17 protein-coding genes are annotated in these 22,161 nt (G+C 46.0%); 7 read left to right on the forward strand and 10 right to left on the reverse strand.

Annotated elements, in window-relative coordinates; translation table 11 throughout:
• Positions 1-9: 9 nt before the first annotated feature.
• Positions 10-1,431: a diguanylate cyclase domain-containing protein gene (locus ACXAH6_RS04695; RefSeq protein WP_474875478.1), complete on the reverse strand. Its 1,422-nt coding sequence runs from the start codon at positions 1,429-1,431 to the stop codon at positions 10-12.
• A gap of 215 nt (positions 1,432-1,646) precedes the next feature.
• On the opposite strand from ACXAH6_RS04695, the gene glmU reads away from it, so the two are divergent.
• From glmU to ACXAH6_RS04730, 7 genes are all read left to right on the forward strand, one after another.
• Positions 1,647-3,005 carry a bifunctional UDP-N-acetylglucosamine diphosphorylase/glucosamine-1-phosphate N-acetyltransferase GlmU gene (gene glmU, locus ACXAH6_RS04700; RefSeq protein ID WP_474875479.1) on the forward strand — a complete coding sequence of 453 codons (1,359 nt, stop codon included), beginning with the start codon at positions 1,647-1,649 and terminating at the stop codon, positions 3,003-3,005.
• Between the two features lie 43 nt (positions 3,006-3,048).
• A complete protein-coding gene (locus ACXAH6_RS04705) occupies positions 3,049-4,074 on the forward strand; it encodes a Gfo/Idh/MocA family oxidoreductase (protein ID WP_474875480.1) in 1,026 nt (341 codons plus the stop codon).
• Between the two features lie 64 nt (positions 4,075-4,138).
• On the forward strand, positions 4,139-4,909 hold the full coding sequence (locus ACXAH6_RS04710) for a DeoR/GlpR family DNA-binding transcription regulator (RefSeq protein WP_474875481.1): 771 nt from the start codon (positions 4,139-4,141) through the stop codon (positions 4,907-4,909).
• 3 nt (positions 4,910-4,912) lie between these two features.
• Positions 4,913-6,745, forward strand: a complete 1,833-nt coding sequence (glmS, locus tag ACXAH6_RS04715; RefSeq protein WP_474875482.1) for a glutamine--fructose-6-phosphate transaminase (isomerizing) — start codon at positions 4,913-4,915, stop codon at positions 6,743-6,745.
• Between the two features lie 276 nt (positions 6,746-7,021).
• The gene (locus ACXAH6_RS04720) at positions 7,022-7,534 is read left to right on the forward strand and encodes a hypothetical protein (RefSeq protein ID WP_474875483.1); all 513 of its coding nucleotides are present in this window, start codon (positions 7,022-7,024) and stop codon (positions 7,532-7,534) included.
• A 246-nt stretch (positions 7,535-7,780) separates the two neighbouring features.
• Positions 7,781-8,140: a PadR family transcriptional regulator gene (locus ACXAH6_RS04725; protein ID WP_474875484.1), complete on the forward strand. Its 360-nt coding sequence runs from the start codon at positions 7,781-7,783 to the stop codon at positions 8,138-8,140.
• 16 nt (positions 8,141-8,156) lie between these two features.
• Positions 8,157-8,711: an HAAS signaling domain-containing protein gene (locus ACXAH6_RS04730; protein WP_474875485.1), complete on the forward strand. Its 555-nt coding sequence runs from the start codon at positions 8,157-8,159 to the stop codon at positions 8,709-8,711.
• Between the two features lie 94 nt (positions 8,712-8,805).
• Here ACXAH6_RS04730 and ACXAH6_RS04735 read toward each other — a convergent pair whose 3' ends face one another.
• The 9 genes from ACXAH6_RS04735 to ACXAH6_RS04775 form a co-directional block, all read right to left on the reverse strand.
• The gene (locus ACXAH6_RS04735) at positions 8,806-9,099 is read right to left on the reverse strand and encodes a hypothetical protein (protein ID WP_474875486.1); all 294 of its coding nucleotides are present in this window, start codon (positions 9,097-9,099) and stop codon (positions 8,806-8,808) included.
• A gap of 231 nt (positions 9,100-9,330) precedes the next feature.
• Positions 9,331-10,572 carry an exo-alpha-sialidase gene (locus tag ACXAH6_RS04740; protein ID WP_474875487.1) on the reverse strand — a complete coding sequence of 414 codons (1,242 nt, stop codon included), beginning with the start codon at positions 10,570-10,572 and terminating at the stop codon, positions 9,331-9,333.
• A gap of 26 nt (positions 10,573-10,598) precedes the next feature.
• Complete coding sequence (locus ACXAH6_RS04745) at positions 10,599-11,771, reverse strand: aldose epimerase family protein (protein ID WP_474875488.1); 1,173 nt, start codon at positions 11,769-11,771, stop codon at positions 10,599-10,601.
• Positions 11,772-11,839: 68 nt separating this feature from the next.
• A complete protein-coding gene (locus tag ACXAH6_RS04750; protein WP_474875489.1) occupies positions 11,840-13,318 on the reverse strand; it encodes a family 43 glycosylhydrolase in 1,479 nt (492 codons plus the stop codon).
• Positions 13,319-13,339: 21 nt separating this feature from the next.
• Complete coding sequence (locus ACXAH6_RS04755; RefSeq protein ID WP_474875490.1) at positions 13,340-14,374, reverse strand: glycoside hydrolase family 43 protein; 1,035 nt, start codon at positions 14,372-14,374, stop codon at positions 13,340-13,342.
• 68 nt (positions 14,375-14,442) lie between these two features.
• Positions 14,443-17,193 carry a TonB-dependent receptor gene (locus ACXAH6_RS04760; protein WP_474875491.1) on the reverse strand — a complete coding sequence of 917 codons (2,751 nt, stop codon included), beginning with the start codon at positions 17,191-17,193 and terminating at the stop codon, positions 14,443-14,445.
• 145 nt (positions 17,194-17,338) lie between these two features.
• Entirely contained in the window at positions 17,339-18,421 is a 1,083-nt protein-coding gene (locus ACXAH6_RS04765) for a FecR family protein (RefSeq protein WP_474875492.1), read from the reverse strand.
• Positions 18,411-18,968: an RNA polymerase sigma factor gene (locus ACXAH6_RS04770; protein WP_474875493.1), complete on the reverse strand. Its 558-nt coding sequence runs from the start codon at positions 18,966-18,968 to the stop codon at positions 18,411-18,413. Before ACXAH6_RS04770 ends, ACXAH6_RS04765 begins: the two co-directional genes overlap by 11 nt.
• A gap of 67 nt (positions 18,969-19,035) precedes the next feature.
• Positions 19,036-22,092: a TonB-dependent receptor gene (locus tag ACXAH6_RS04775; RefSeq protein WP_474875494.1), complete on the reverse strand. Its 3,057-nt coding sequence runs from the start codon at positions 22,090-22,092 to the stop codon at positions 19,036-19,038.
• Between the last annotated feature and the right edge of the window lie 69 nt (positions 22,093-22,161).

Here is a 22,161-nt window from a genome sequence, read left to right on the forward strand (position 1 = left end):
CAGCTTTTGCTAATTCATTAATTGCATGCGAACGAGGTTGCCCCCTCCTCGGCGAGCCTCATAGAGGGCATCTTCGGCGCATGCGGTCATCTCGGCGAGTGTACGAGGGCTGGCGGTAAAAGTGACACCAAAAGATGCCGTGACCTGCAAATCGGGGTACTCATGTATTGGCGGTAACGTTGCCACGATATAGCGCAATTGTTGGGCAAATTCTTGCGCGTCATGCGGCCCGCGATTTGGCATTAATAAGATGAATTCTTGGCTGCTCCAACGCCCAAGTAAGTCAGCATCGTTTTTGGTTTCGTTTATCGCATTCACCACTCTTTCGATAACAATATCACCCGCATTACGGCCAAACCTGTCATTGATTTCGGTGAATTTATCGATATCGACCAAGATAATACTCATGGCTGGCACCTGCTGAGAAAGGTCTTGATAGCGGCTTTGCAAGGCGGTGCGATCAGGAAGGCGATCATCCACAGGCACCACAAGCTCTGGTTGCATGTCGCGACGGAAATAAAACAGCAAGTTATAAACCAGCAAGAACAACGAAAAGATAATCACTAAAATGGTAACAACGCTAAAAATAAAGCCTTGTGATATTTCGGTTTGCCTTTTGTCTAGTGGGCTGAGTAAATACATGGTCCAATCGAATTGGTTTAATTGCACCTCTGCGATCAAGTAGTCTTTTCTATCGATAGTGACCAATCGGTTATTGAGCGCTTTGTTGTCTTGTACATCGTTCGGCAAGCTTGCAAACCACGCTAATTCACTCATATTGGTAAATTGAGATTGGGAGGCGTTTAGCAGGGGGTCAGACGACAACATAATATCGCCAGTGTGATCGACAAACAAAAAGTCGTAGCCATATTGCCGTTTGTAGGTGTCGAAAATAGAAATAAAGCTTTGAAGGCTTTTTCCAATGCCAAAGAAACCTAAGAACTTTCCGTTGTCATCGTAAATTTTTATATCAATATAAAAGTGCGTGTCTTCCCACTTGCCAATGTCGGCGACTTTATCTTCAGGCCTTGCCTTGTATTTAAAATACCACGACACCTCGCCTTCGATCAGCGGGTTTTGGGTGCCATCCGAGTAATACTGCATACGCGCTTGTTCACTGGCAATGAAAAACGACAAATCAAACTCTTGGGCGAGTCGTGTGAGTGTGGCAAATATCTTATCTTGGTCGGTAGGGTATTCGGCCATCAGTGTTTGTATTTCTTGAGACCGGCCTAACGCTTCTGACACGTGTAGCGGCTTTAGTATTTGCGATGTGATCAGTGAAAACGCAGGAGACATTGATTGTTGCTGTGCGCGGCTTTGCTCTGCAACTATTTTGGCGATACTCACATGTACCAAGGTAATAATTGCAATAACGACTACAGCGAAGAGTACGAGTATGCTTCGATGCAGGATGCGAAAAGTATTCACTGACGAAAAGGCTCCGTGTCAGGTTAGGTGTCCATTACGGTGTATTATAGAGTGAAGCGCCTTTATGGGACAATATATAAACAACTCCATTCATCGATTTTACAAATATTCACTCTTTTATAACCTCTCCAGACAGATTTAACACCAAAACACTGACTTGTTATCTTGGCTTGGTTACACTGTTTAGCAGAATAAAAAGTTAACAAGGAATGAGCATGTCATTTTCTGTTGTCGTTCTTGCGGCCGGTAAAGGTACGCGAATGAAATCGGCGTTGCCAAAAGTACTGCATAAAGTCGCTGGTACCCCCATGGTACAGCGCATTATCAACGCTGCTGAATCGATTGATGCCACTGCGGTACATCTAGTTTACGGTCATGGCGGTGAGCAGCTTCAAGCTAATGTTACTGGGCAGTCACTTAATTGGTGTTTACAAGCTGAACAGTTAGGTACAGGCCATGCGGTGCAACAAGCGGTCACGCATATTAATGATAATGAAGACGTGATGATCTTAGTGGGTGATGCCCCGCTAATTAAGCCATCTACGTTGAAACGCCTCCTCGCCGCCAAAGCAGAATGTGATTTAGCCTTGTTAACAGTAGAACTAGACGATGCTACTGGCATGGGGCGTATTATCCGCGAAGGCGATAATATTGTGGCGATTGTTGAGCACAAAGATGCCACCGACGCCCAGCGAGAAATCAAAGAAATCAACACCGGCATGATGGTGATGAATGGCGCTGATCTTAAGCGTTGGTTGGGGCAGTTAAGTAACAACAACGCTCAAGGCGAGTATTACCTCACCGACGTAATTGCCATGGCTGCCAATGAAGGCAAGCAAATTCGCGCAGCCCATCCTGACGAAGCGGTAGAAGTGGAAGGCGTGAATAACCGCGCTCAACTCGCTCGTATTGAACGTGCATTCCAAGCATGGCAAGCTCACGACGTAATGATGAACGGTGCAACGCTGGCAGACCCCGCGCGTTTAGATATTCGCGGTGAACTTACTACTGGCCAAGACGTTACTATTGATGTGAACGTGGTCATCGAAGGCAAGGTGACATTGGGCGACGGTGTAAAAGTTGGCCCCAACTGCATTTTGAAAAACTGCCATATTGCCGATTATGTTGCCATTGAAGCCAACAGTATTATCGAAGATGCCACTGTTGCCGAGCAGTGCACGATCGGGCCATTTGCTCGACTTCGCCCCGGTGCAGTGATGGAAGCTGGCTCCAAAGTGGGTAACTTTGTGGAAATGAAAAAAGCCGTATTGGGCAAAGGCGCAAAAGCCAATCATTTCACTTATCTTGGCGACGCCGAAGTGGGTGAAAATACCAATATTGGTGCCGGCACCATTACGTGTAATTATGACGGCGTGAATAAGTCGAAAACCAAAATTGGCGCGAATGCTTTTATTGGCTCAAACTCATCCTTGGTGGCACCAGTGGAAATTGGTGATGGCGCAACAATCGGGGCGGGTTCAACCGTGACCAAAGCGGTGGGCGACAACGAACTCGCCATTGCTCGTGGCAAACAGCGCAATATTGCAGGCTGGGCACGCCCAACTAAAAAATAATGATGTGGCAGGCTGGCCCTGCCCGCTTTTACAGAGGTTTGTGATGATTAACACCCTCCTTGTTGGTTTTGGCTTTTCAGCCAAGACCTTTCATCTTCCTTTTCTTTCTGAGCTTCCTGAATTTTGTGTGACTGGAGTTGTGTCTTCCAAACCTGATCAGGTAAAGGCACGATTGAGTGATGTGCCGGTTTGGTCTTCACTAAACGAGGCGCTGGCAGAAGCGAGCTTTGACCTTGTAGTGATCACTACGCCGAATCACTTACACGTAGAACAAACAGAGCAAGCGTTGTTGGCTAATAGTCATGTGTTGGTAGAAAAACCTTTCACATTAAGCGCCGAAGAAGCACAACGCTTGGTGGATTTGGCCGCGGAGCAAAATAGACAACTGTGTGTGTATCACAACCGTCGATTCGACGGTGATTTCCTGACTCTTCAGCAGTTAATCAACAATGAGCGCATCGGTAAAGTGAAGCGATTGGTGAGCCGGTTTGACCGTTTTCGCCCCCATCCGCGTGCGAGATGGCGTGAACTTGCCGGGCCGGGTAGCGGTATCTTCTGGGATTTAGGCCCCCATTTAATTGACCAAGCGTTACAATTGTTCGGCCCGCCAGAGCACGTGGGTGGCACGGTAACTCAATTGCGAGATAACGGAGAGTCAACAGACTTATTCGACATTACCTTAGTGTACGCAGATAAATTAGTGCAGCTTGGTAGCACACCCTTCCAGGCTGGGCCAACCTTGCGTTATGACCTGCAAGGTGATGAAGGTAGTTACCGCAAGTATTATCTCGACCCCCAAGAAGCGCAGTTAATTAGTGGGCTTTCTATTCATGAGCCTGCATTTGGTATAACTCAAGACGCTGAACACGGCATGCTATACACCGCAGAAAGTGCTGAAACCGTGACCACAGAGCGGGGCGCTTACACGGCGTTTTACACACAACTCGCCAACGCTATTCAAGCCGGCACTCCGCTACCTGCCGACGGACAAAGTGTGGTGAATGTGATCAAGGTGATAGAGCTCGCGGAAAAAGCTGCGGAAGCTGGCAAAGTGTTAGTGTTTAACTAATGCATTGCGAAATGAAAGAAGTTGTGTAGAATTCTTTCATCTCGAAATTTTATGTGTTTCAACCATGCAGAAACGTAATACGCAAGAACGCCGCAATGCCATTGTCCAGTGGGTGAATACTCACGGGCATGTGCAGGTGGATGATCTTGCGTCACGGTTTGCCACGTCTGAAGTGACCATTCGCAAAGATTTAGCCATGCTTGCCGACGAAGGCAAGCTGCTCAGGCAATTTGGTGGTGCAGCGCCCTTACCTAAAGCGTCGCCCGAAGCGCCCGTTTTGGTAACATCGAATAAGCAACGTATTGGCGTGCGCGCGGCAACACTGCTGGAAAACAATCAACGGGTTATCATTGATAGCGGTAGCACAACTGCCTGCTTAGTGCCTCACTTAGCCATTCCGTCAGATCTTGTTGTTATGACCAATTCGCTCCCCGTTGCCAATCAGCTAACGAGTTTTGCCAATGAGCCAACGGTCCTGATGACAGGCGGTACATGGGATGCTCAATCCCAATCATTTCAGGGCAAAATGGCTGAAACCTTATTAGCGGCCTACAGTTTCGATATTGCCTTTTTAGGCGCAGCAGGCCTCGATATTGAGCGCGGTACAACCACCTACAATGAATTGACCTCTCTGAGCCAAACCATGGCGCAGGTAGCAGAGAAAGTGGTGGTGATGGCAGAATCACATAAGCTGTCGTATCGCATGCCAAACTTAGAATTAATGTGGTCAGCCATTTCAGTGTTAGTCACTGATGAGGGCATGCCGCAAGACACCATCAAACGAATTGAAGAACACGGAGTCGAGGTTTTACTCGCCACTCCCAATGGAGATTAGCCCATGTGTGGAATAGTCGGTGCCGTTGCAGAGCGCAATGTTGTAGAAATACTATTAGAAGGCTTAAAGCGCTTAGAATATCGCGGTTATGATTCAGCCGGTGTGGCCTTGTTACAAAGCGATGGCACCTTAACGCGTATTCGCCGTACAGGTAAAGTGCAAGCACTCGCTGATGCCGTCGCCGAAGGTGAAGCTTTGGGCGCAACAGGTATTGCACACACGCGTTGGGCAACTCACGGTGGCGTAACAGAATACAATGCTCACCCCCATGTATCGAGCGACAATATTGCCGTTGTACACAATGGTATTATTGAAAACTATCAAGCTCTGCGCGCACAACTATCTGCTCAAGGGTATGACTTTACCAGTGATACCGACACCGAAACCATTGCCCACCTTGTTCACGCAGAACGCCAAAAGTGCGATTCACTGCTCAGTGCAGTACAAAGTGCTGTTAAGCAATTTCACGGTGCGTATGGCACTGTGGTCATGGACACCAATGACCCATCACGAGTCGTTGTAGCGCGTTCAGGCAGCCCCTTGGTCATTGGTTTGGGTTTGGGTGAAAACTTCATTGCTTCAGACCAAATGGCGTTACTACCTGTGACTCGCCGCTTTATCTTTTTAGAAGAAGGTGATGTGGCGGAAATTACCCGCCGAGAAGTGCGTATTTTCGATAGTGAAGGTAACGCCGTTGACCGCGACGTGATTGAGTCGAACATTGAGCACGATGCAGGTGATAAAGGCGGTTATCGCCATTACATGCTAAAAGAAATTTACGAGCAACCTACCGTTGTTCGCAATGCCTTGCATCAACGGGTTGATGAAAGTGGCCTGCTGCCAAATGTCTTTGGTGAAGGTGCTGAAGCAATTTTCTCCAACGTGCAGCACGTACAAATTATTGCCTGTGGCACCAGTTATCACGCCGGTATGACTGCGCGCTACTGGCTAGAACAATACGCAGGTGTTGCGTGTAACGTAGAAATTGCCTCTGAATTTAGATACCGCAAGTCGGTGGTATATCCGAACAGCTTACTCGTCACTATTTCTCAATCGGGTGAAACAGCAGATACGCTAGCGGCATTACGATTGGCGAAAGAGCTCGGTTATATGTCGAGCCTGACTATCTGTAACGTGCCCGGCTCTTCATTGGTGCGTGAATCAGACTTGGCCTTTATGACCAAAGCCGGAGCGGAGATTGGTGTGGCATCGACCAAAGCCTTTACTACTCAGCTTACTGCTTTCTTGATGTTAACCCTTGCTTTGGGCAAGCACAACAACATGAGTGATACCGACCACAAAGCCATCGTCGACGCTCTGCATTCACTACCCGCTAAGTTGGAAGAGACCTTGACCATTACTCAAGGTATTGAAGACTTAGCCGAAGAGTTTGCCGACAAACATCACAGCCTGTTTTTAGGTCGTGGTGATCAATACCCCATAGCGATGGAAGGGGCATTGAAACTTAAAGAAATCTCGTACATTCACGCTGAGGCCTATGCTTCGGGCGAGCTAAAGCACGGCCCGTTAGCGCTGATTGACGAAGAGATGCCCGTGATTGTGGTAGCGCCCAACAATGAACTGCTTGAAAAGCTCAAGTCTAACGTGGAAGAAGTGCGCGCTCGCGGCGGGATCATGTATGTATTTGCCGATAAAGACGCAGCCTTCGCCAGCGACGACACCATGCGCGTGATCAATGTGCCACATTGCGAAGCGCCAATCGCGCCAATCATCTATACCTTGCCATTACAGTTGTTGTCGTACTATGTCGCCTTGATAAAAGGGACCGACGTAGACCAACCCCGCAATTTGGCCAAGAGTGTGACGGTGGAGTGATGAAGAGTAAATGTGCGTTTTTTATGTCACATCCAAACTAAGTTGGAAAGCTATAAACAAGGATGGAAAGTGACAAACAAAGTTGGAAAGTAGCTATTTACGCAGGTGTATCTAAACACCTAATAGTCATGTTCATGTCTCTTTAGAACAATATAAAAACCAGCTGCATTTTGTAGCTGGTTTTTTATTTGCAGGTGCTCTTGCAGTCGGTTATGTTGCGGAAGCAAAGATGAATTGTTTGGCTGGAATTACAGTTGGTTAGGGTGTTGAGAGTTTATGAATCACGGATTTAAAATTTATAGTGTCATATTTGGGATATTGGGATTGATGCTAGGCGTGGTGTTTTTGTTGCTCTCAATAATCATTGTATTTGATTATAAAAACATAGGCGAACTTATTGTTGGGTGCATTATGTGTGGAGCTTCTGTTTATTTGTTTTTCTATGGAACCCAAAAGTTCATGTTAAAACAAAACGACAATAAATCAGAGTTTAAAAAAGATGAAGAAAATGATTTTCATAGTTTATTTGAAATTAGAAGTGAGTTTGATGCGCACTCTGCGATAGTTGGTTTTGTGTTGTCTATAGTAATGTTGACGTTTTTTTCCTCAATCGCATATATAAATGGTGTGCTAGCGGTTATTACATTTTTATTTTTGAGCTATTTAATTATTACTTCTTTAATGGTCGCTATAATTGAAGGTTTTTTTAGGGTTGGTGGTAATATTTTTGCTGTGATTTTTCTCATTATTGCCATTACTAATGGTGCTTTTTTCTATCAGTTTAATTGATTTGGTAAGCCCCCAGTTTTCTAGACATCTTCAAGCTGTTGATAATGTATACCTCCCCTAATTAGTTACATCCATAATTATTTGCTTGCTCAACAATAGGTGGGGTTACCGGACGCTTACATACCCTCCTCGTGGTCATTTTTCCTTTTGAGATAAAAACTTTTAACTTTGTTTAATAATATACCTTGCATAACAAGGTATATTGCATTATAAAACAAATAGTACATTAATTAGGCGGAACATCGAATGGAAAAAGATAATTCAGCAGCAAAGTGGGATGTGCAATTACGTAAAGGAACCCTTGAAATGGTCGTCCTTGCCGCGCTTAAGGGGCGGTCTTTGTACGGTTTGGCATTGTTAAACCTGCTACAAAAGTTAGAAACCACCGCAATTACCGAAGGCACCTTGTATCCACTGCTCGATCGCTTGAAAAAAGAGGGCGTTGTAAACGCAGAGTGGGTACAAGAAGGTACGACTCGCCCCCGTAAATATTACTCCCTGACAGCAGAAGGGGAAGCAAAGCTCAACATTTTAACGGAGCGCTGGCGCAAATCAGTCAGCGATATGGAATTTTTACTCGCTAATCCCGGACCAGCGACTTTTTAACAGTAAGGAAATGACTATGAATCAGAATACGCAAATTAACCAGTACCTAACTACGCTCGCTAAATACATGTCTCGTTTGGATGCTCAACAAGTTAATGAAGTTATCCGAGAGATCGAAAGTCATATTTATGATGTTATTGAGAATGCTGAGAGTCAGGGTAACCCGATTGCCATTGATGAAGTGTTGGCGCGCTTTGGCTCTCCAAGAGAACTTGCTCAGCAGTACAGTGACCATTTGTTGATGGGCACACCACCTCCGTCGGGCTTCTCTGCGTTGCGAAAGGTTAAAAAAGGCGTTACCGCAGGCGTGTTCTATGGCTCTGGAGCTATGGGCTATTTGTTAGGCGCGTTACTGGTCATTGTCGGCATTTTAAAAATATTCCTACCAGAATCTGTGGGTGTTTGGTCAAAGAAACATGGCCAAAGTGTTGTTGTGGGTATCGTCGACCAAGTGCCAACTGCAAGCCAAGAAGTGTTCGGCATGTGGCTAGTTCCGGTGGGGATCGCAGTTGGTTTATCGATACTGTTTCTAACTTATCGCTTGCTCAGTGTACTTAAACAATACCGCTAATCGGAACACACAGTGAAACAGCGTTAAGTGCTTAATTTTAAGCCTACACCTCAATACACATGATGGGTCGATACGTATTACTATCGGCCCGTTGCTAGCCCCAAAACACGGTTGCGATAACAGATATAGTCTGTGCAACCACCCCTAAATAAAGTGCGATAAAAAAGCCTAAACCGGCTTTGTCGTCATCTGGCCGTAGTTTTAGCGGGTTATCAAGTCGGACAAAAATACGATTGTGATTACGCGGTCGATAACTGACGATGATCACGAGGTAGCACAACAACGGGATAGTGTTGATGCCTACTACTAGCCCGTGGTTCATTACTACGCTATGCAGCCACCAAGGTAACCCGGTGGGGATCAATAATGTGAAAAGCAAAATAAACAATAATGGTGCCTGAAGGTACTTGAAAGGATAGCTAAACGACAACGCTGAGAAACTCCGAGAGATGAATAGGCAACACTTGGCAGTGTTAACCTTGAACGCAATTTGAGGCGGAAGGTTAACATGCTCTTGGTAAAGGAAAAAGCATATATGGCGTTATGTTGGTTGGGTTTTAGCGCCTTGATGAAACAGCGAAAGCCCCAAGACTTTCGCTGTTTGGCATTCAACAAGGGTTTAGTTTCGAATGATCTTGCCTGTTACCACATAAATGCCGTTGGGTGTGGAAGGGTCTCCGGTGTTAATTGAGCTGGTTGCCATAATGGTGTTTTCGTCTAGCACGGTAATGCCATTCCACAGAGCTTCGCCATCTTCTTTCACCAAATCCGTGGTAAATGGCGTTGTTGGGTAAGCAAAATTTCTGGCATCAGCATCGCCCATATATACCCGTAAGTACGCAAGCGTCCCTTTACGGCATTGAGATGTCTGGGTAGACAAAATGGTCTCACCTGTGGGGAGTTGAGCAATATAAGGCGCGCCAGCATATATACCGCCGTCGAGTTGAAACTCGGGGCTTAATGCGTGGGCTCGTTTGTCGCTGTTGGCATCTACCACACCCGACATCCAGTTATCGTTTAAGCTGGTTCGAATAGTTACCGGCTTAAAGTTGCCGTTAATACCATTGTCTTCAATCACAAATACGATGTCAGATTGGTCCCGTAACAGAATAGGCACCGGCATACCGTCGCGGCTACCTTCGCGGAACGATAAGGTTTCTACGTCACCCCAGGTAATACCTGAATCAAATGAGCGCACCATGCTGATCTCTTGATCTTGGTTAGTATCGCCATAGGGAAACTCATTAGCGAAATACAGCTGTAATTCACCCGATGGTAACTGTAGGAACGCAGGCTCCCACGCACCTTGATCAAACTTGTTCGCCGCAGAAAAGATGAGTTGTTCGTCTTGCCAGGTGTCGCCTTTGTCATAAGAGATTGCCAGTTTTATCTGGAAGGTCTCATCACCGTGTTCTTGCTTGGGTCTTGCATTCCAGCCATAGATCCAAGTGCCGTCGCTGAGTTCGATAAACTCAGCATTGGTGTAGTTGTAGGCATCGCCACCACTGGCTACAGTTTGCTGAGCTTGCCAAGTTGCGCCCATGTCTTCGCTAATCCGATACACAACCGCTGGGCCTTCGCTGTAGACCAAAATTAAGCGACCGTCTGCGAGTTTATGTACCCGTGAATACACGCCGCCATTGACGAATTGTACGGTGTCTTGCTGCCATTCAATTTGAATATCAGCCCCTTGTTCTGCATTGGTAAAAGTATCGAGTTCACATTGTTCTTGCACGGTCAGTGAGTTGCCAGGCGGTGGCGTCTGCGTTGGTGTTTCGACCTGTTTCGAACCTGAAGAGCTGTTGCAGGCGGCTAATAGCGCACTAAAAAGTACCGTTGGGATAAATTTTGTGTTTTTCATTGTTCTATTCCTTGCCTTGTTGTCCGTTATTTCACACTAAACTTGTAAGTTGAAATGGTGTGGTAAGTGTCACCCGGTACTAACAATGTTGACGGAAAATTCGGTTGATTGGGCGAGTCTGGGTAGTGCTGAGGCTCGAGTGCTAAGCCATAGCGAAATAGCACGGGCTTGCCATTTTTGGCCGTCATACTGCCATCCATAAAGTTGCCGGAATAGAACTGAATTGCAGGTTCTTGAGTGAAGATCTCAAGTAAGCGACCACTTTCTGGTTCGTACAGACTTGCTTGGCTTTTGAGGCTGCCATCGTAATCAGTAAACACCCAGTTGTGATCGTATCCACCGTGTTGGGTATCTTGACCACCGCCGTATTTTAGCTGCTGATTGTTAGCACGAATGTCTTTGGCAATGGCTTTGGGGGTGGTGAAATCAAAAGGCGTACCTGCCACAGAGGCAAGCTCACCCGTTGGGATTAAATACTCATCAACAGGGGTGATTTTGTCAGCCTTTATCTGCAATACATGGTCTTCGATATCTCTGGCCATATTGCCGTGCAGGTTAATGTAGGTGTGTGAGGTTAGATTGACGTGGGTTTTTTTATCGGTTTGTGCAAAGTATTCGAACGTGAGTGCGTTGTCTTGCGACAAAGTAATGTTCACACGAATTTGCAAATTGCCCGGGTAGCCCTCCTCACCGTCTTTCGACAAATAGCTTAGTTCCACGCCATTGGGAATGGTTTTACTGTCCCACAAACGCTTGTGCAGACCTTTTAAGCCACCGTGTAATTGGTTTAAGTCGTTATTGGGGCCGCCATTGTTTTTGGTTAGTTGATAGCGCTCTCCGTCAATGGAAAATTGGCCTTGGGCAATACGGTTACCAAACCGACCAACAATGGGGCCGGCATAGCAGCAATCTTGATAATAGTCTTGCCAGTTGTCGTGTCCCACGAGGATATCTTCAAATTTACCCTCTCTGTCGGCCACTAAAATTGACTGCAAATAGCCGCCCCAATCCGACACTTTTACCGTCATGCCATTGGCATTGCGCAGGGTATATAAGTGCACAGGTTGACCGTCTGCTTCACCCCATTTTTCCACTTCTAGCTGTACTTGATTAGCCTTAGGTACAGGCTTTTGACAGCCTACAAGCATCGCTAGGGTCAGCGTGACAAACGCGAGCCCGAGGTGGTGTGACTTCTTCATTGTATTCTCCATAAAATCGGGCGCGAACATCAGAGTTCAGCGCCGCTTAAACTGATGTCGTATCAAACTTATTGCGCACTACCACTTGGCAGAGGTTGAGGCGTGAGTGTAGGGCCCCAGGTTTGCAAAATATCTGGGCCATTGTCTTGGGGCACAAAGCGAATGCGGTCGATCGCAATTTTGCGAGGCTCTGTTTGCGTTTGACTAAAATGCTGGTGGTAAATCACGAACCACTCTTTGCCATCGGGAGATTTTGCTAGGCTGTGGTGGGCGGTGCCGTGAGCAAAAGACGTGGATTTCATGATGGGATTGTCGGCGTATTTTTTCCATGGTCCGAGCGGGTGTTCCGCTACGGCATAGCCAATAGAATAGTTGGGGCTTTCGAAATGACTGCCCGAATAAGTCATGTAGTATAAACCTTTGTGCTTTAACACCACCGGCCCTTCAGCGACATTCGCCATGTGGGTTTCCCAAGGCTCTGTGGGGGCGATCAAATGGGTCATGGTATCGGTTTTAACCGACATCATGTCATCGTTAAGCTCAGCTCCCCATAAATGGTTACCGTTATCAAACCCGACATAGTAGAAGTAGCGTTTGCCGTCATCATCGGTAAACACGTGGGCATCAATTTTAATTGAGTCTGGCTCCATCGGCTTTTGAATATCTTGCACGAATGGCCCCATCGGTGAATCGGAAGTGGCTACTGCAATGCGCTCGTCTACGGCGTAATACATATAGAATGTGCCGTCTTTCTCCGTTACATCGGGTGCCCAATGCCGTGACGTTCCCCAAGAATCTTCGTTCTTCAATACAAAGCCTTGATCTTGCCAGTTAACCAAGTCTTTTGATGTGTACAAGCGAATGCCTCTACGCATCATGGGAAAGTCAGGTGTATAGGTACAATAGGCGTAGTAAGTCGATTGATAGGTTAATACGCCAGGGTCAGCGCAATTGAGTTGTACCGGGTTTGTGTAGCTAAGTTGTGGTTCAGCGTTAGGATAATCACTGATGGTGACATTGCGAATTTGTGCCTTATCTGAGGTCGTGTAAAACCCGAGTTTACCGGCACTAAAGCTATCGTCTACGGCATCGTATTGAGGGAAAGTGTCTGCAGTGATGGTGTGATCATCTAGGAACAGCACAAAATGGTTATTACGAACCAATAGCCTGACTTTGTACCATTGACCTGCCTTGGCGTGCAGTGCTTTTTCGCTGATCATTTCTTGCTCGGTTTTTAAAAACACCCGTTGGCGTTTACCGTCTATGCCCGTGGTGTAGCCTTTTTCTTCATTTGCTGTGCGCAAGACAAAGCCTACCTCGCCATTGAGGCCATCCAGTTTAATATCTGCGGTCAATAAGTAGCTGCTTCTTTCTTCATCGGTAATATAAAGCGCCTGCTCAGCGTGTTTCACCGTTGCGGGAGCACTGACTTTCTTATCGTCAATTTTGATGCTATTGAGTGATAGTTGTGCCGAGTAGGCAAAGGCAGACAGGCCTGATAAACCTAATCCCAGTATTAATGTTGTTGTGATTTTTGACAGTTTCATATTGTTCATAAACCTAAGAAATTATTGACCGCTTTTGTCGATGCCAAAGTGCTCGACGAGTTGGTTGTATTGCGACTTAGTGATTGTGATCATGGCGCCGTGTCTAACCTTTGCTGGCATGGAATACTTATCCCAATCGGCAAAAAAGGTATAACCTGAAATTTGGTACCAAGGGCCCTTTAGTGAGTCCGCGACAGACAAGCCGTAAGACACCCCAGGATATTGCTCGTAGTACATGTACCAGGCTTTTCCGTTTGGCGAGGGAATAAGCATGGGGGCTTCGCGGAAATTGGGGCTAATAGGCGCACTTAATTCTGTATAGGGGCCAAGCAAATTATCGGCGTGAGCAATGCGAATGGTCTTTCCGGTTACCCAATCTAGAGTGGGGTAACGTTCATCTTTAATGATGCTCCAGTACTGCCCTTCGGCGTGACGGATAAACACATCGATAGTGCCAATATCCCAATCGAACAACATTTTAGGCGGCGCATCAAAGTGTCGTAGATCTTTTGAGGTGACATATAAGGTGCGTTGGCTATTCCAATAGCGCTCTGGGTCGTCGTCGGTGCCTTCCAAATGCGGAGTGTGCCATGTCATCACAAATTGTGCAGAGGCCTTGTCGTAAAACAGTTTTGGCGCACCAATGCGCTGTAAAGCGCGAGAATAGTTAGGGGTTGCTGATAATTCGGGGCGATAAACCGTGTGTTTTTGCCAGGTGATTAAATCCTGTGAACGCCAAATATTGATATCCGGCGAGGCATCGCTTGTATTGCCTGCGATGTAGTAGGTGCCATCAGGGCCACGGGTGATATCAGGATGACCTTGATACTCATTAAAGACTCTTTCACCTTGGTTTAATCGAAACCAATGCAGGCCGTCTACGCTCACTGAATAGTACAATCTGCCGTAATCAGCATGAGTCATATGAGCAAACAAATAGGCTTCGTTAACAGGCTTTTCGCCATCGGTAACTTGTCCTGGAGGATTGGGCTGGCCGGCGAAACTAGTGGCGTTAAACGCCAAAAGGGCCATAAGCAGTATTTTGGGTAACTTCATCTCTAGGTTCCACTTATTCAAATGATGAAAAGCCAAGTAGCGCGGAGCTACTTGGCTTTAGGAGGGTTTTAGAACTTGGCGCGTAAGCTCATACCAAGGGTTTTCTCGTCATCACGTACATCGTGTGGGAAAGCCGTAGTTTCGAAGTAGCTGTAGTATTTGTTGCCTGTTAGGTTGGTGCCATCTACAGATACGGTAAGGTTCTCATTGATGTCATAGCCTAATGAGAAGTCGAGTCGGCCAGTGGCTTTAACCATGTTGAACTGCGGGCCTGCGCCTACAGGTCGAATGGTATTTAACAAAGCTTCACTGTATTTCGAGCGATAGGTGTAAACCAAGCGGCCAGTAAAACCGTGGTTCTCATAGAGTAAACCTAAGTTGTAGCTGTACTTAGAAACCCCTTGTAACGGCTCTCCTTCTAGTGGGTCGCCGTCGGTGGTAATTTCACTGTCTGCTAAAGTGAAGTTGGCCATAATACCCACGCCATCAAGGGCCGAAGGCAAACTATCGAACACAGAATCGAGGAACAACTGCGAAGATAATTCAATCCCTTGCAAGGTGGCGTTTGCGGCATTACGAGGCCGTGTGATGTTGTACTCAATACCATCAATGGTTTCTGTGGTAGTTTGTGACATAACGCGGTCTTTCAATGTGCGGTAATACACGGCAGCTGATACGTAACTGCTTTGCGCAAAGTAGTATTCTAGCGTTGCATCAAAGGCATTGGATTTCTGCGGTTTCAAGTCTGGGTTACCACCACCACCATTGGGGCGAATATTGGCGTTCAATGGTACTTCATAGGTCAAACCTGGGTTCAAGTCACCAAATGCTGGCTGAGATATGGTTTTTGCCGCAGTAAAACGCAATTGCAAATCATCCATTAACTCTACACGCGCACTAATGTTAGGCAGTAAGCTAGTATCACTAGTAGAATTTGTCACCGTGGTAGGCTCTGCAGCTGGGTTCGGGTTCTCGTCTGTGGGGGCTGCTCTAACTAGGCCTGTGCCGGTCAAGTCACGAGATGTACGAGTAACGCGTAAACCCAATAAACCATCAATATAATAGTCGCCTAAGCTAACGGCGTATTTACCTTGTAAGTAGGCAGATAACGTTTGTTCGGTGGCGTCATAGTTCCGTTCTGGTGCCCAGTCAGGGTCGCCGGGTTGAGCGCCGTAAATTTCACGCAGTACATCGGTGTGATCCAATAAGAAATCACGATCAGGCGTCATCCAGTGCTGCCCGCCATTGATGTAGGGAATGCTAGTTGGTGACTTCACCAAAAAGTCATCGGGCAAGCCTACTGAGTCGACTAAAGTTACACGGTTGCCACCCGGGGCAGCTGGGCCTCCCGGTGCATTTGCACGGAATACTGATTCACGGTCAGCGTAACGGGCGCCGAACTGTACTTCTTCAAATACACTGTCTTCGAGGTAGTATTTACCATTAGATTCCATGGCGAACATGGTGCCGACAGCGTCGTTTAAATCTTGGAACAAGCCGTTGGCAAAGCGGAAATCGTCGGCAGAGCTCAAGGGATCACCGGGCATAGTTGTGGTGCCGTAACCGCCTGCATCCACGACTACATCGACTTGATCAATCTGCTTACCAATATCAACAATAATTGTGCGGTTGTGGGTGTGAGAGCGTTGATATGAAACATCAAAGTCTACTTCGTAGTCATCCTGAACAAAACGCGCCCCTGTGCCAATTAAGTATTGGTCCGTCCCGCTATCTTTGGCTTGAGTACTGGCTAGCCCAGGTACATTGTTAAAGGTGGCTGAATCGGCAATACACAAGTCTTGCATTTGACCGTTTTCTGGTGCGTAGAACCCTGCCCCATCAATGCTATAAGTGGCGCAGTCGCTACCGGCTTGTTTATTGGTAATACTTTGTGCGGCAAAAATATCAGAGAAGATGAAGTCTGATTCCCAACGCGATTTGTATTCGGTATATAGACCGTCAAGGTATAGCTCTAGGCCATTGTCCATACGCCATTGAAATGCAGTGTTGAATTGCGGGCGCTGGTAGTCGCCAAACTGGCTTACACCACCTACACACGTGGGTAAGATTACACCGTCACCGCCTGCTGGGCCATTCGACCCAGAACGAGGGTCACAGTTAAATGACACTGGACGGTCGAAATTAATGTCTGAATAAGAGATGTTGAACAGAGCGCCAAATTCATCTTCACCGCTACTCCAGCGGTTTGAAACTAACGCACCGGTGGCGTAACTTGCAGAATCTTCGTTGCTGCCTTTGAAACCTCGTACGTTGACTGCAGTAGTTAACCCTTCTTTGAAGTTAAGAGGTTTTTGTAGTTTTAGGTTTATTACCCCCGCTACACCGCCTTCGTTCAAATCGGCAGTGTTAGACTTATACACTTCTGCACCAGCAAGTGCTTCTGCGGGTAAGTCTTGGAAAGCAAAACCACGACCTACGCCAGTAAAAATTTCACGTCCATCAAGGGTAGTAAGGATGTCACCGATACCGCGGATAAGTGGGCTAACCACTTCGTTATTATCTCCCATAACAACTTGAATGCCTGGCACTCGTTGTAGGGCTGCGGCAGTGGTAGTGTCCGGAAATTTACCAATATCATCAGATACAATGGCTTCGATCACTCGGTCTGAATTGCGTTTAAGGTCTGCGGCCATGTTAAGACTGTTTCGCAACCCTGTGACCACAATGACTTCAGTGGGATCTTTTTCTTTTGCAGCGTCGTTATCGTCTTGTGCTGCACTGACCTGTTGTGCTGAAAATGCGGTAAAGGTAGCTAGCGCTAGTGCGGAAAGTTTAAAGTGCATTTTTGAGGCATTCATATTGTTCTCTTTCTCGTTTATATCTAATTAAGATTGTTTAGTTACAGCAACAAAACTTAAAACAAACATTTTAAATAAGATGTTTACATCTCAGTTACATAAACGAGCAGGCGGTCAAAATACACTAACACCTGTGAAAAAAAACTTATTTTTTACTAAGAATAATTTCTCCTTGTGCATTATGTGACAAATGGACATTGAAATTGCGTTGTAAGTCGGTCAGAAAATTATCTAGTTTGCCTTGTTCAAAGCGGCCAATAACCCGCACCGATCTAACATCATCATTGGCTAGATGTATGGGGTGGGTGAGATAGCGGTTGACCTGAGCGATCACTTGCTCTAAAGGTTCGCCCGCAAAAGTTAAGCTTCCCGTGAGCCATGACAAAGACAGATCGAGTTTGTTAGACACATCCTCGACCGCTGATTTTAAACTGTTTATAGAGCGAGTCGCATTGATTGACACTTTTTGCCCTGCTTTGAGCATCAATGTTTGGTTAAGTGGCTTGGTTAATTTTGCGAAGTTTACCTTGTCGTTCAAAAGCGTACTGTTTGCTAGCATCACTTTACCGTCTGACACGATAAGTTGAATTGCCTTATCTGACAGGTATTGCACATTAAATGAGGTGCCGACAGCTTGAATCATCTTGTCGTTAACTAAGATGTTGAGTGGTTTCTCATGGTCGTGAGCAACCTGAATATGCAGCTCGCCATATTCTAATGAAACATTGCGATAGTTTTGATCAAACTGCGCGGTTACACGGCTGTTGGTATTGAGCGTTAACGCGGAGCCATCAGGTAACTGTATCGTTTTTAGTTCACCAGTATTAGTTTGATAACTCTGTTTGAACGCGATTTGGCTGGCGGGCACGCCCAACGCGGTGGGTTGTAAATTAAACCGAACGAACAGCATAGCAAAAGCCACCACAAAGATAACGGAAGCGGCGTACAAGTAGTACTTGGGCGACTTTTGCTGACTGGTTTGTTGTTGCTCAAACGGAATGATGTTGGATAATTCAGATAGTACATCCAATTCATCCCATAACTTGGCGTGCGCGAGAAAACTCACTTTATGCGCTGGAGCGCTTTCTATCCAAGCGATAAGTTCTGCTTTACGCTTGGGAGATAGAGCTCCTCTATCGATTTCCATCAACCAATGCAGCGCTGTTTCGTCAATTTTTTCTTGTGCCTTGGCGTGGGGCTGTGGCATTTGAATGACGTTATTTTTCATTGGAACCACCTCGTTTAACATTCTGCACAGACACAGGCTCGATATTCATATTGGCTTGATGAAGCGCACTAAAACGCTTCATCCCATTGACGAGTTGATTTGAAACAGTATTAATACTAATGCCTAGCTGATCGGCAATTTCCTGTTGGCTAAAGCCGTACACTTTTCGTAAGACGAAAACCTTTCTACTTTGTGCGGGCATTTGCTGAACCAGCTTACAAAAGTGACCAAATTGCTCGTTGGTCACCGCCTCGTCATAGAGTTTATCGTTATCTTCTACATGAAATTCAGACTCATCTTCGACCTTGTCGGTAAGTTTGTTTTCGGCTTTTTTGAGATGGTCGAAGGCTAGGTTTCGCGCAACCGTGTATAGAAACGATTTGTTGTACTTACTCGGGTCTTTGTCTTCGATAGAGCATAGACGAACGTAGGTATCCTGCACGATATCTTCTACATCAGCAGGCGGAACTATCCGCGAAATACAATGGGCAATATTTTTCCGTAACGCCATAAATGGCGCTAAGAAAGCGTGTTCTTTGTTACTCATGTAATACTCTACAGATATTCAGGGCGCGACCTTTATACTCTTCTAACGATTCAGAAATAAAAACACACTACCACCGCATGCGAATACCTAAGTGGTAGCTTAGGCCAGTGTCTTCAAAATGAGTGACGCGGTTGCGTACATCAGCGTATTCTAGGTGGGTTGAGCTGGTTAAATTGTACACATCTAAAAACACATCGAAATTATCGTTGAAGCGGTAACCTACACGCCCATCCAATTGGCCTGAAGACTGTGTGTGTTCGGGGATACCTCCAGTTCTTATGCCCTGACGCGCATGCAGAAAATCACTTCGCCAGCTGTATGAAAAGAAACTGTACAAACCGCCTAGGCGTATATCCAAATTAACGTTTAGCGCGCGCTCAGAGAGGCCTTCAATAATATTTTTTGGCTCTTTTACTGATACTAAATCGATGGGGTCTGAGTTGATTTTGTTGTTAATGATCTGAGTGTAGTTAAATTCGGTACTCAAACTCTGACAGAAACCACACCAAGGTGTTAGGTTGACTCTAGATGAGAGTTCAACGCCGAGTACCGAGCCTCCGGAAATATTTTCGCTGGTATTCACGAGCTCTACAATTTGCTCTCGCCTTTGTTTTACATCATCACTGACCTCGCCTTGAAAAGGCCTTTCATAGCTCGATGTGGAAATAAATGTATCAATATTTTTGTGAAATAGCGTTGCTGAATATGCATGGCCCTGTTGTGCATAATATTCCAGTGCAAGGTCATATTGCGTAGCAGAGTATGGTTTTAAGTCTGGGTTCCCCCCGCTGAGTAACACGGTTCCACTGTCATCAGAGGTAAATTTTTTATTGATACCCAGCTCTTCGATTTTGGGAAAACTAATAACTCTGGCTACCGCTGCCTTGAATTGGTATCCGCCCTTTAGGTCTACAGACAGGTTAGCACTGGGTAAAAAGTAATAGCGTTTACTTTTGGCTTGTGCCGGTTCGGCGTCACTGTACGTGAGCTTTAAACGCAGTTCTTTGTCGCTGGAATTGGGATCGATATCGATACGCTCAATATGTTGAATAAAACCGTCAGACACATTTTTAAAGGTTAGGTAGCGCGCCCCAATGCTTGCTCGCCAATCGAAAGAGTGAAACTCGCCAGTGAGGTTGAGTTTACTGTATAGCGACACATTTTGTTCGTGGTTTTGGTAGGAGGCGGATGGGTCAAAAATGGTCTCATTCCAACTCACTCCGTCGGGCACTATCCCCTGGGCTTCCATAATATTCTGAATTTTGAGGTTGTAAGCTTCGATATCAGTGAGCATTAACCATCGACTCGGTCGTTCACCCGACGCATTCGCCAAAAAGTCTGGGTATTCAATTACTTCAAAAAGATAATTAGGCAGGTCTACCTGGCCGCCACAGGGCGCACATTGGTAGTCATCGTTCCATTTATATTGGTCAAAAGACTTATCGCGAATAAAATAAGAGATGCCAAAATTAAACGATTCCACCAAACCGTCATCGAATAGATAGTGGCTATCGAGTTTAATTTCATCCACTTTATCGTCGAGATAATAGTCTAACTTACCATTCCAATGGGCACTGATCTGCGACACATCCCCGAGGGGAATGTTGGTTGAGGCTGACAGTACATCCCCTTGGGTAAAGTCGAGATGAATGTTTTTGTTATCGGCGCCCACATAGTGTGGGATCAATGCATTCAAGGTTTCAAAGGCGGAAGCCGTTGAATGGGAAATATCGAGGTTATACCACCACCCAGCAACATTGAATTTTACGTTATAGCCTATGGCTAGCGTGTTGATGTCTTCTACTTGCTGTTCAAATACCGCATCCAAATTATTATCGAAGATATCGGCTTCCAACAAGGTACTGTTTTGGTCGACGACAACGTTTTGGTAATTGGGTGATTGTCCCGGAATTTGAATGCCAGACGAAAAGGAATCTCGTCGATAGTTTGCGTAAATAAGATCTAACGTGTGCACAGTGGCACTTGGGCTGCGCCATTGCAAAACCGTGTTTATCGTCTCCCGCTGTTTTTCACCCTTTTGTACATCAAAAATCATCCGTAAAGGGCGACGCAAGGTATCTAGTTCGACAGCGTTACCTTGTTGGTCCAACACAGGCTGTTGTAGATTTTCAGGTAGAATGTTGGATTGTGCCAGTCGTTGGGTTGTGTATCTGTCTACACGATATTGGGAACGGTCGTGTAGTATGCCGATCATGACGCCGAGTTGATCATTAAAATAGGTGTTACTAAACAGGGTTGAAAAATGTATACCATAGTTAGGTCTTAACTCGCTGGTATTTAACCCCACGCGGGTATCGATATGTAGGCCATCATAATCAAAAGGGCGAGCCGTGCGAATATCGATATTTGCGCCAATACTTCCGGCTGTGAGATCAGCTGGAGCAGACTTCACAATGTCTACATTCTTCACAAAATCACCGGGGAAAATGCGAAAATCAAAATTACGACTTTCTTTGCTGGTGGCCATTGTGCGCCCGTTTAGCGTGGTGACATTGTAGTCAGGCCCGAAACCGCGTACTGATACTTCACCACCTTCGCCGATATTTCTGGTAATGGCTATACCCACACTCTTCTGCAAGTTATCAGCGAGGTTTTTTGAAGGCTGTCGACTTATTTGTTCCTGGCTAATTGACTCTTGCACGACATCGGAGACTTGTTTGAGCCGCAAATTTCTCGGTAGGTCGTTGTTCAGGCCTACTACTTCAATGGTTTCAATTGATTCTCCACGCTCTTCTTTAGGCGAAGATGATGGCGTTGTGCCGATTGGCTTAGTAATGTTTGTCGATGCTTGGCGGGTTTGGAGAGTAAATCTGCCCTCACTATCTATGACGCCCTCTAAAGGCGTGTTGGTAAACAATATGTTTGCAGCTTGTTCTAGAGTATAGCTGCCTACAAGGGGATGGGTTTTTATACCGACAATTTGCTCATAGGAAATGGCGAACGACAGCTGCGCTTGGTTGGCAAATTGCAACAGTGAATACTCGGCACGAGTTTCGGTAATATTGAACTGTATGGTTTTGGTTTCTGCGGCGCTTAAAGGAGAAATTATCGACACATTAAGTGCTAATGTGAACGCACTTACTATCGCTGCGAACCGCTTCATGGAATCAATACAGGCCTGAGTTTGGGGTATTTGTGTAAACAAAATGATTGTAATTTAACACTTTGGTAA

This window comes from Alteromonas sp. ABE4_545 (assembly GCF_056161325.1).

Bases quoted from the DNA above. Each gene is read 5' to 3' on its own strand.
- ACXAH6_RS04750 (WP_474875489.1), bottom strand. From the start codon at position 13,318: ATGAAACTGTCAAAAATCACAACAACATTAATACTGGGATTAGGTTTA.
- ACXAH6_RS04730 (WP_474875485.1), top strand. From the start codon at position 8,157: ATGAATCAGAATACGCAAATTAACCAGTACCTAACTACGCTCGCTAAA.
- ACXAH6_RS04770 (WP_474875493.1), bottom strand. From the start codon at position 18,968: ATGAGTAACAAAGAACACGCTTTCTTAGCGCCATTTATGGCGTTACGG.
- ACXAH6_RS04710 (WP_474875481.1), top strand. From the start codon at position 4,139: ATGCAGAAACGTAATACGCAAGAACGCCGCAATGCCATTGTCCAGTGG.
- ACXAH6_RS04740 (WP_474875487.1), bottom strand. From the start codon at position 10,572: ATGAAAAACACAAAATTTATCCCAACGGTACTTTTTAGTGCGCTATTA.
- ACXAH6_RS04775 (WP_474875494.1), bottom strand. From the start codon at position 22,092: ATGAAGCGGTTCGCAGCGATAGTAAGTGCGTTCACATTAGCACTTAAT.
- ACXAH6_RS04745 (WP_474875488.1), bottom strand. From the start codon at position 11,771: ATGAAGAAGTCACACCACCTCGGGCTCGCGTTTGTCACGCTGACCCTA.
- ACXAH6_RS04720 (WP_474875483.1), top strand. From the start codon at position 7,022: ATGAATCACGGATTTAAAATTTATAGTGTCATATTTGGGATATTGGGA.
- ACXAH6_RS04725 (WP_474875484.1), top strand. From the start codon at position 7,781: ATGGAAAAAGATAATTCAGCAGCAAAGTGGGATGTGCAATTACGTAAA.
- ACXAH6_RS04755 (WP_474875490.1), bottom strand. From the start codon at position 14,374: ATGAAGTTACCCAAAATACTGCTTATGGCCCTTTTGGCGTTTAACGCC.
- ACXAH6_RS04760 (WP_474875491.1), bottom strand. From the start codon at position 17,193: ATGAATGCCTCAAAAATGCACTTTAAACTTTCCGCACTAGCGCTAGCT.
- ACXAH6_RS04705 (WP_474875480.1), top strand. From the start codon at position 3,049: ATGATTAACACCCTCCTTGTTGGTTTTGGCTTTTCAGCCAAGACCTTT.
- glmU (WP_474875479.1), top strand. From the start codon at position 1,647: ATGTCATTTTCTGTTGTCGTTCTTGCGGCCGGTAAAGGTACGCGAATG.
- ACXAH6_RS04765 (WP_474875492.1), bottom strand. From the start codon at position 18,421: ATGAAAAATAACGTCATTCAAATGCCACAGCCCCACGCCAAGGCACAA.
- glmS (WP_474875482.1), top strand. From the start codon at position 4,913: ATGTGTGGAATAGTCGGTGCCGTTGCAGAGCGCAATGTTGTAGAAATA.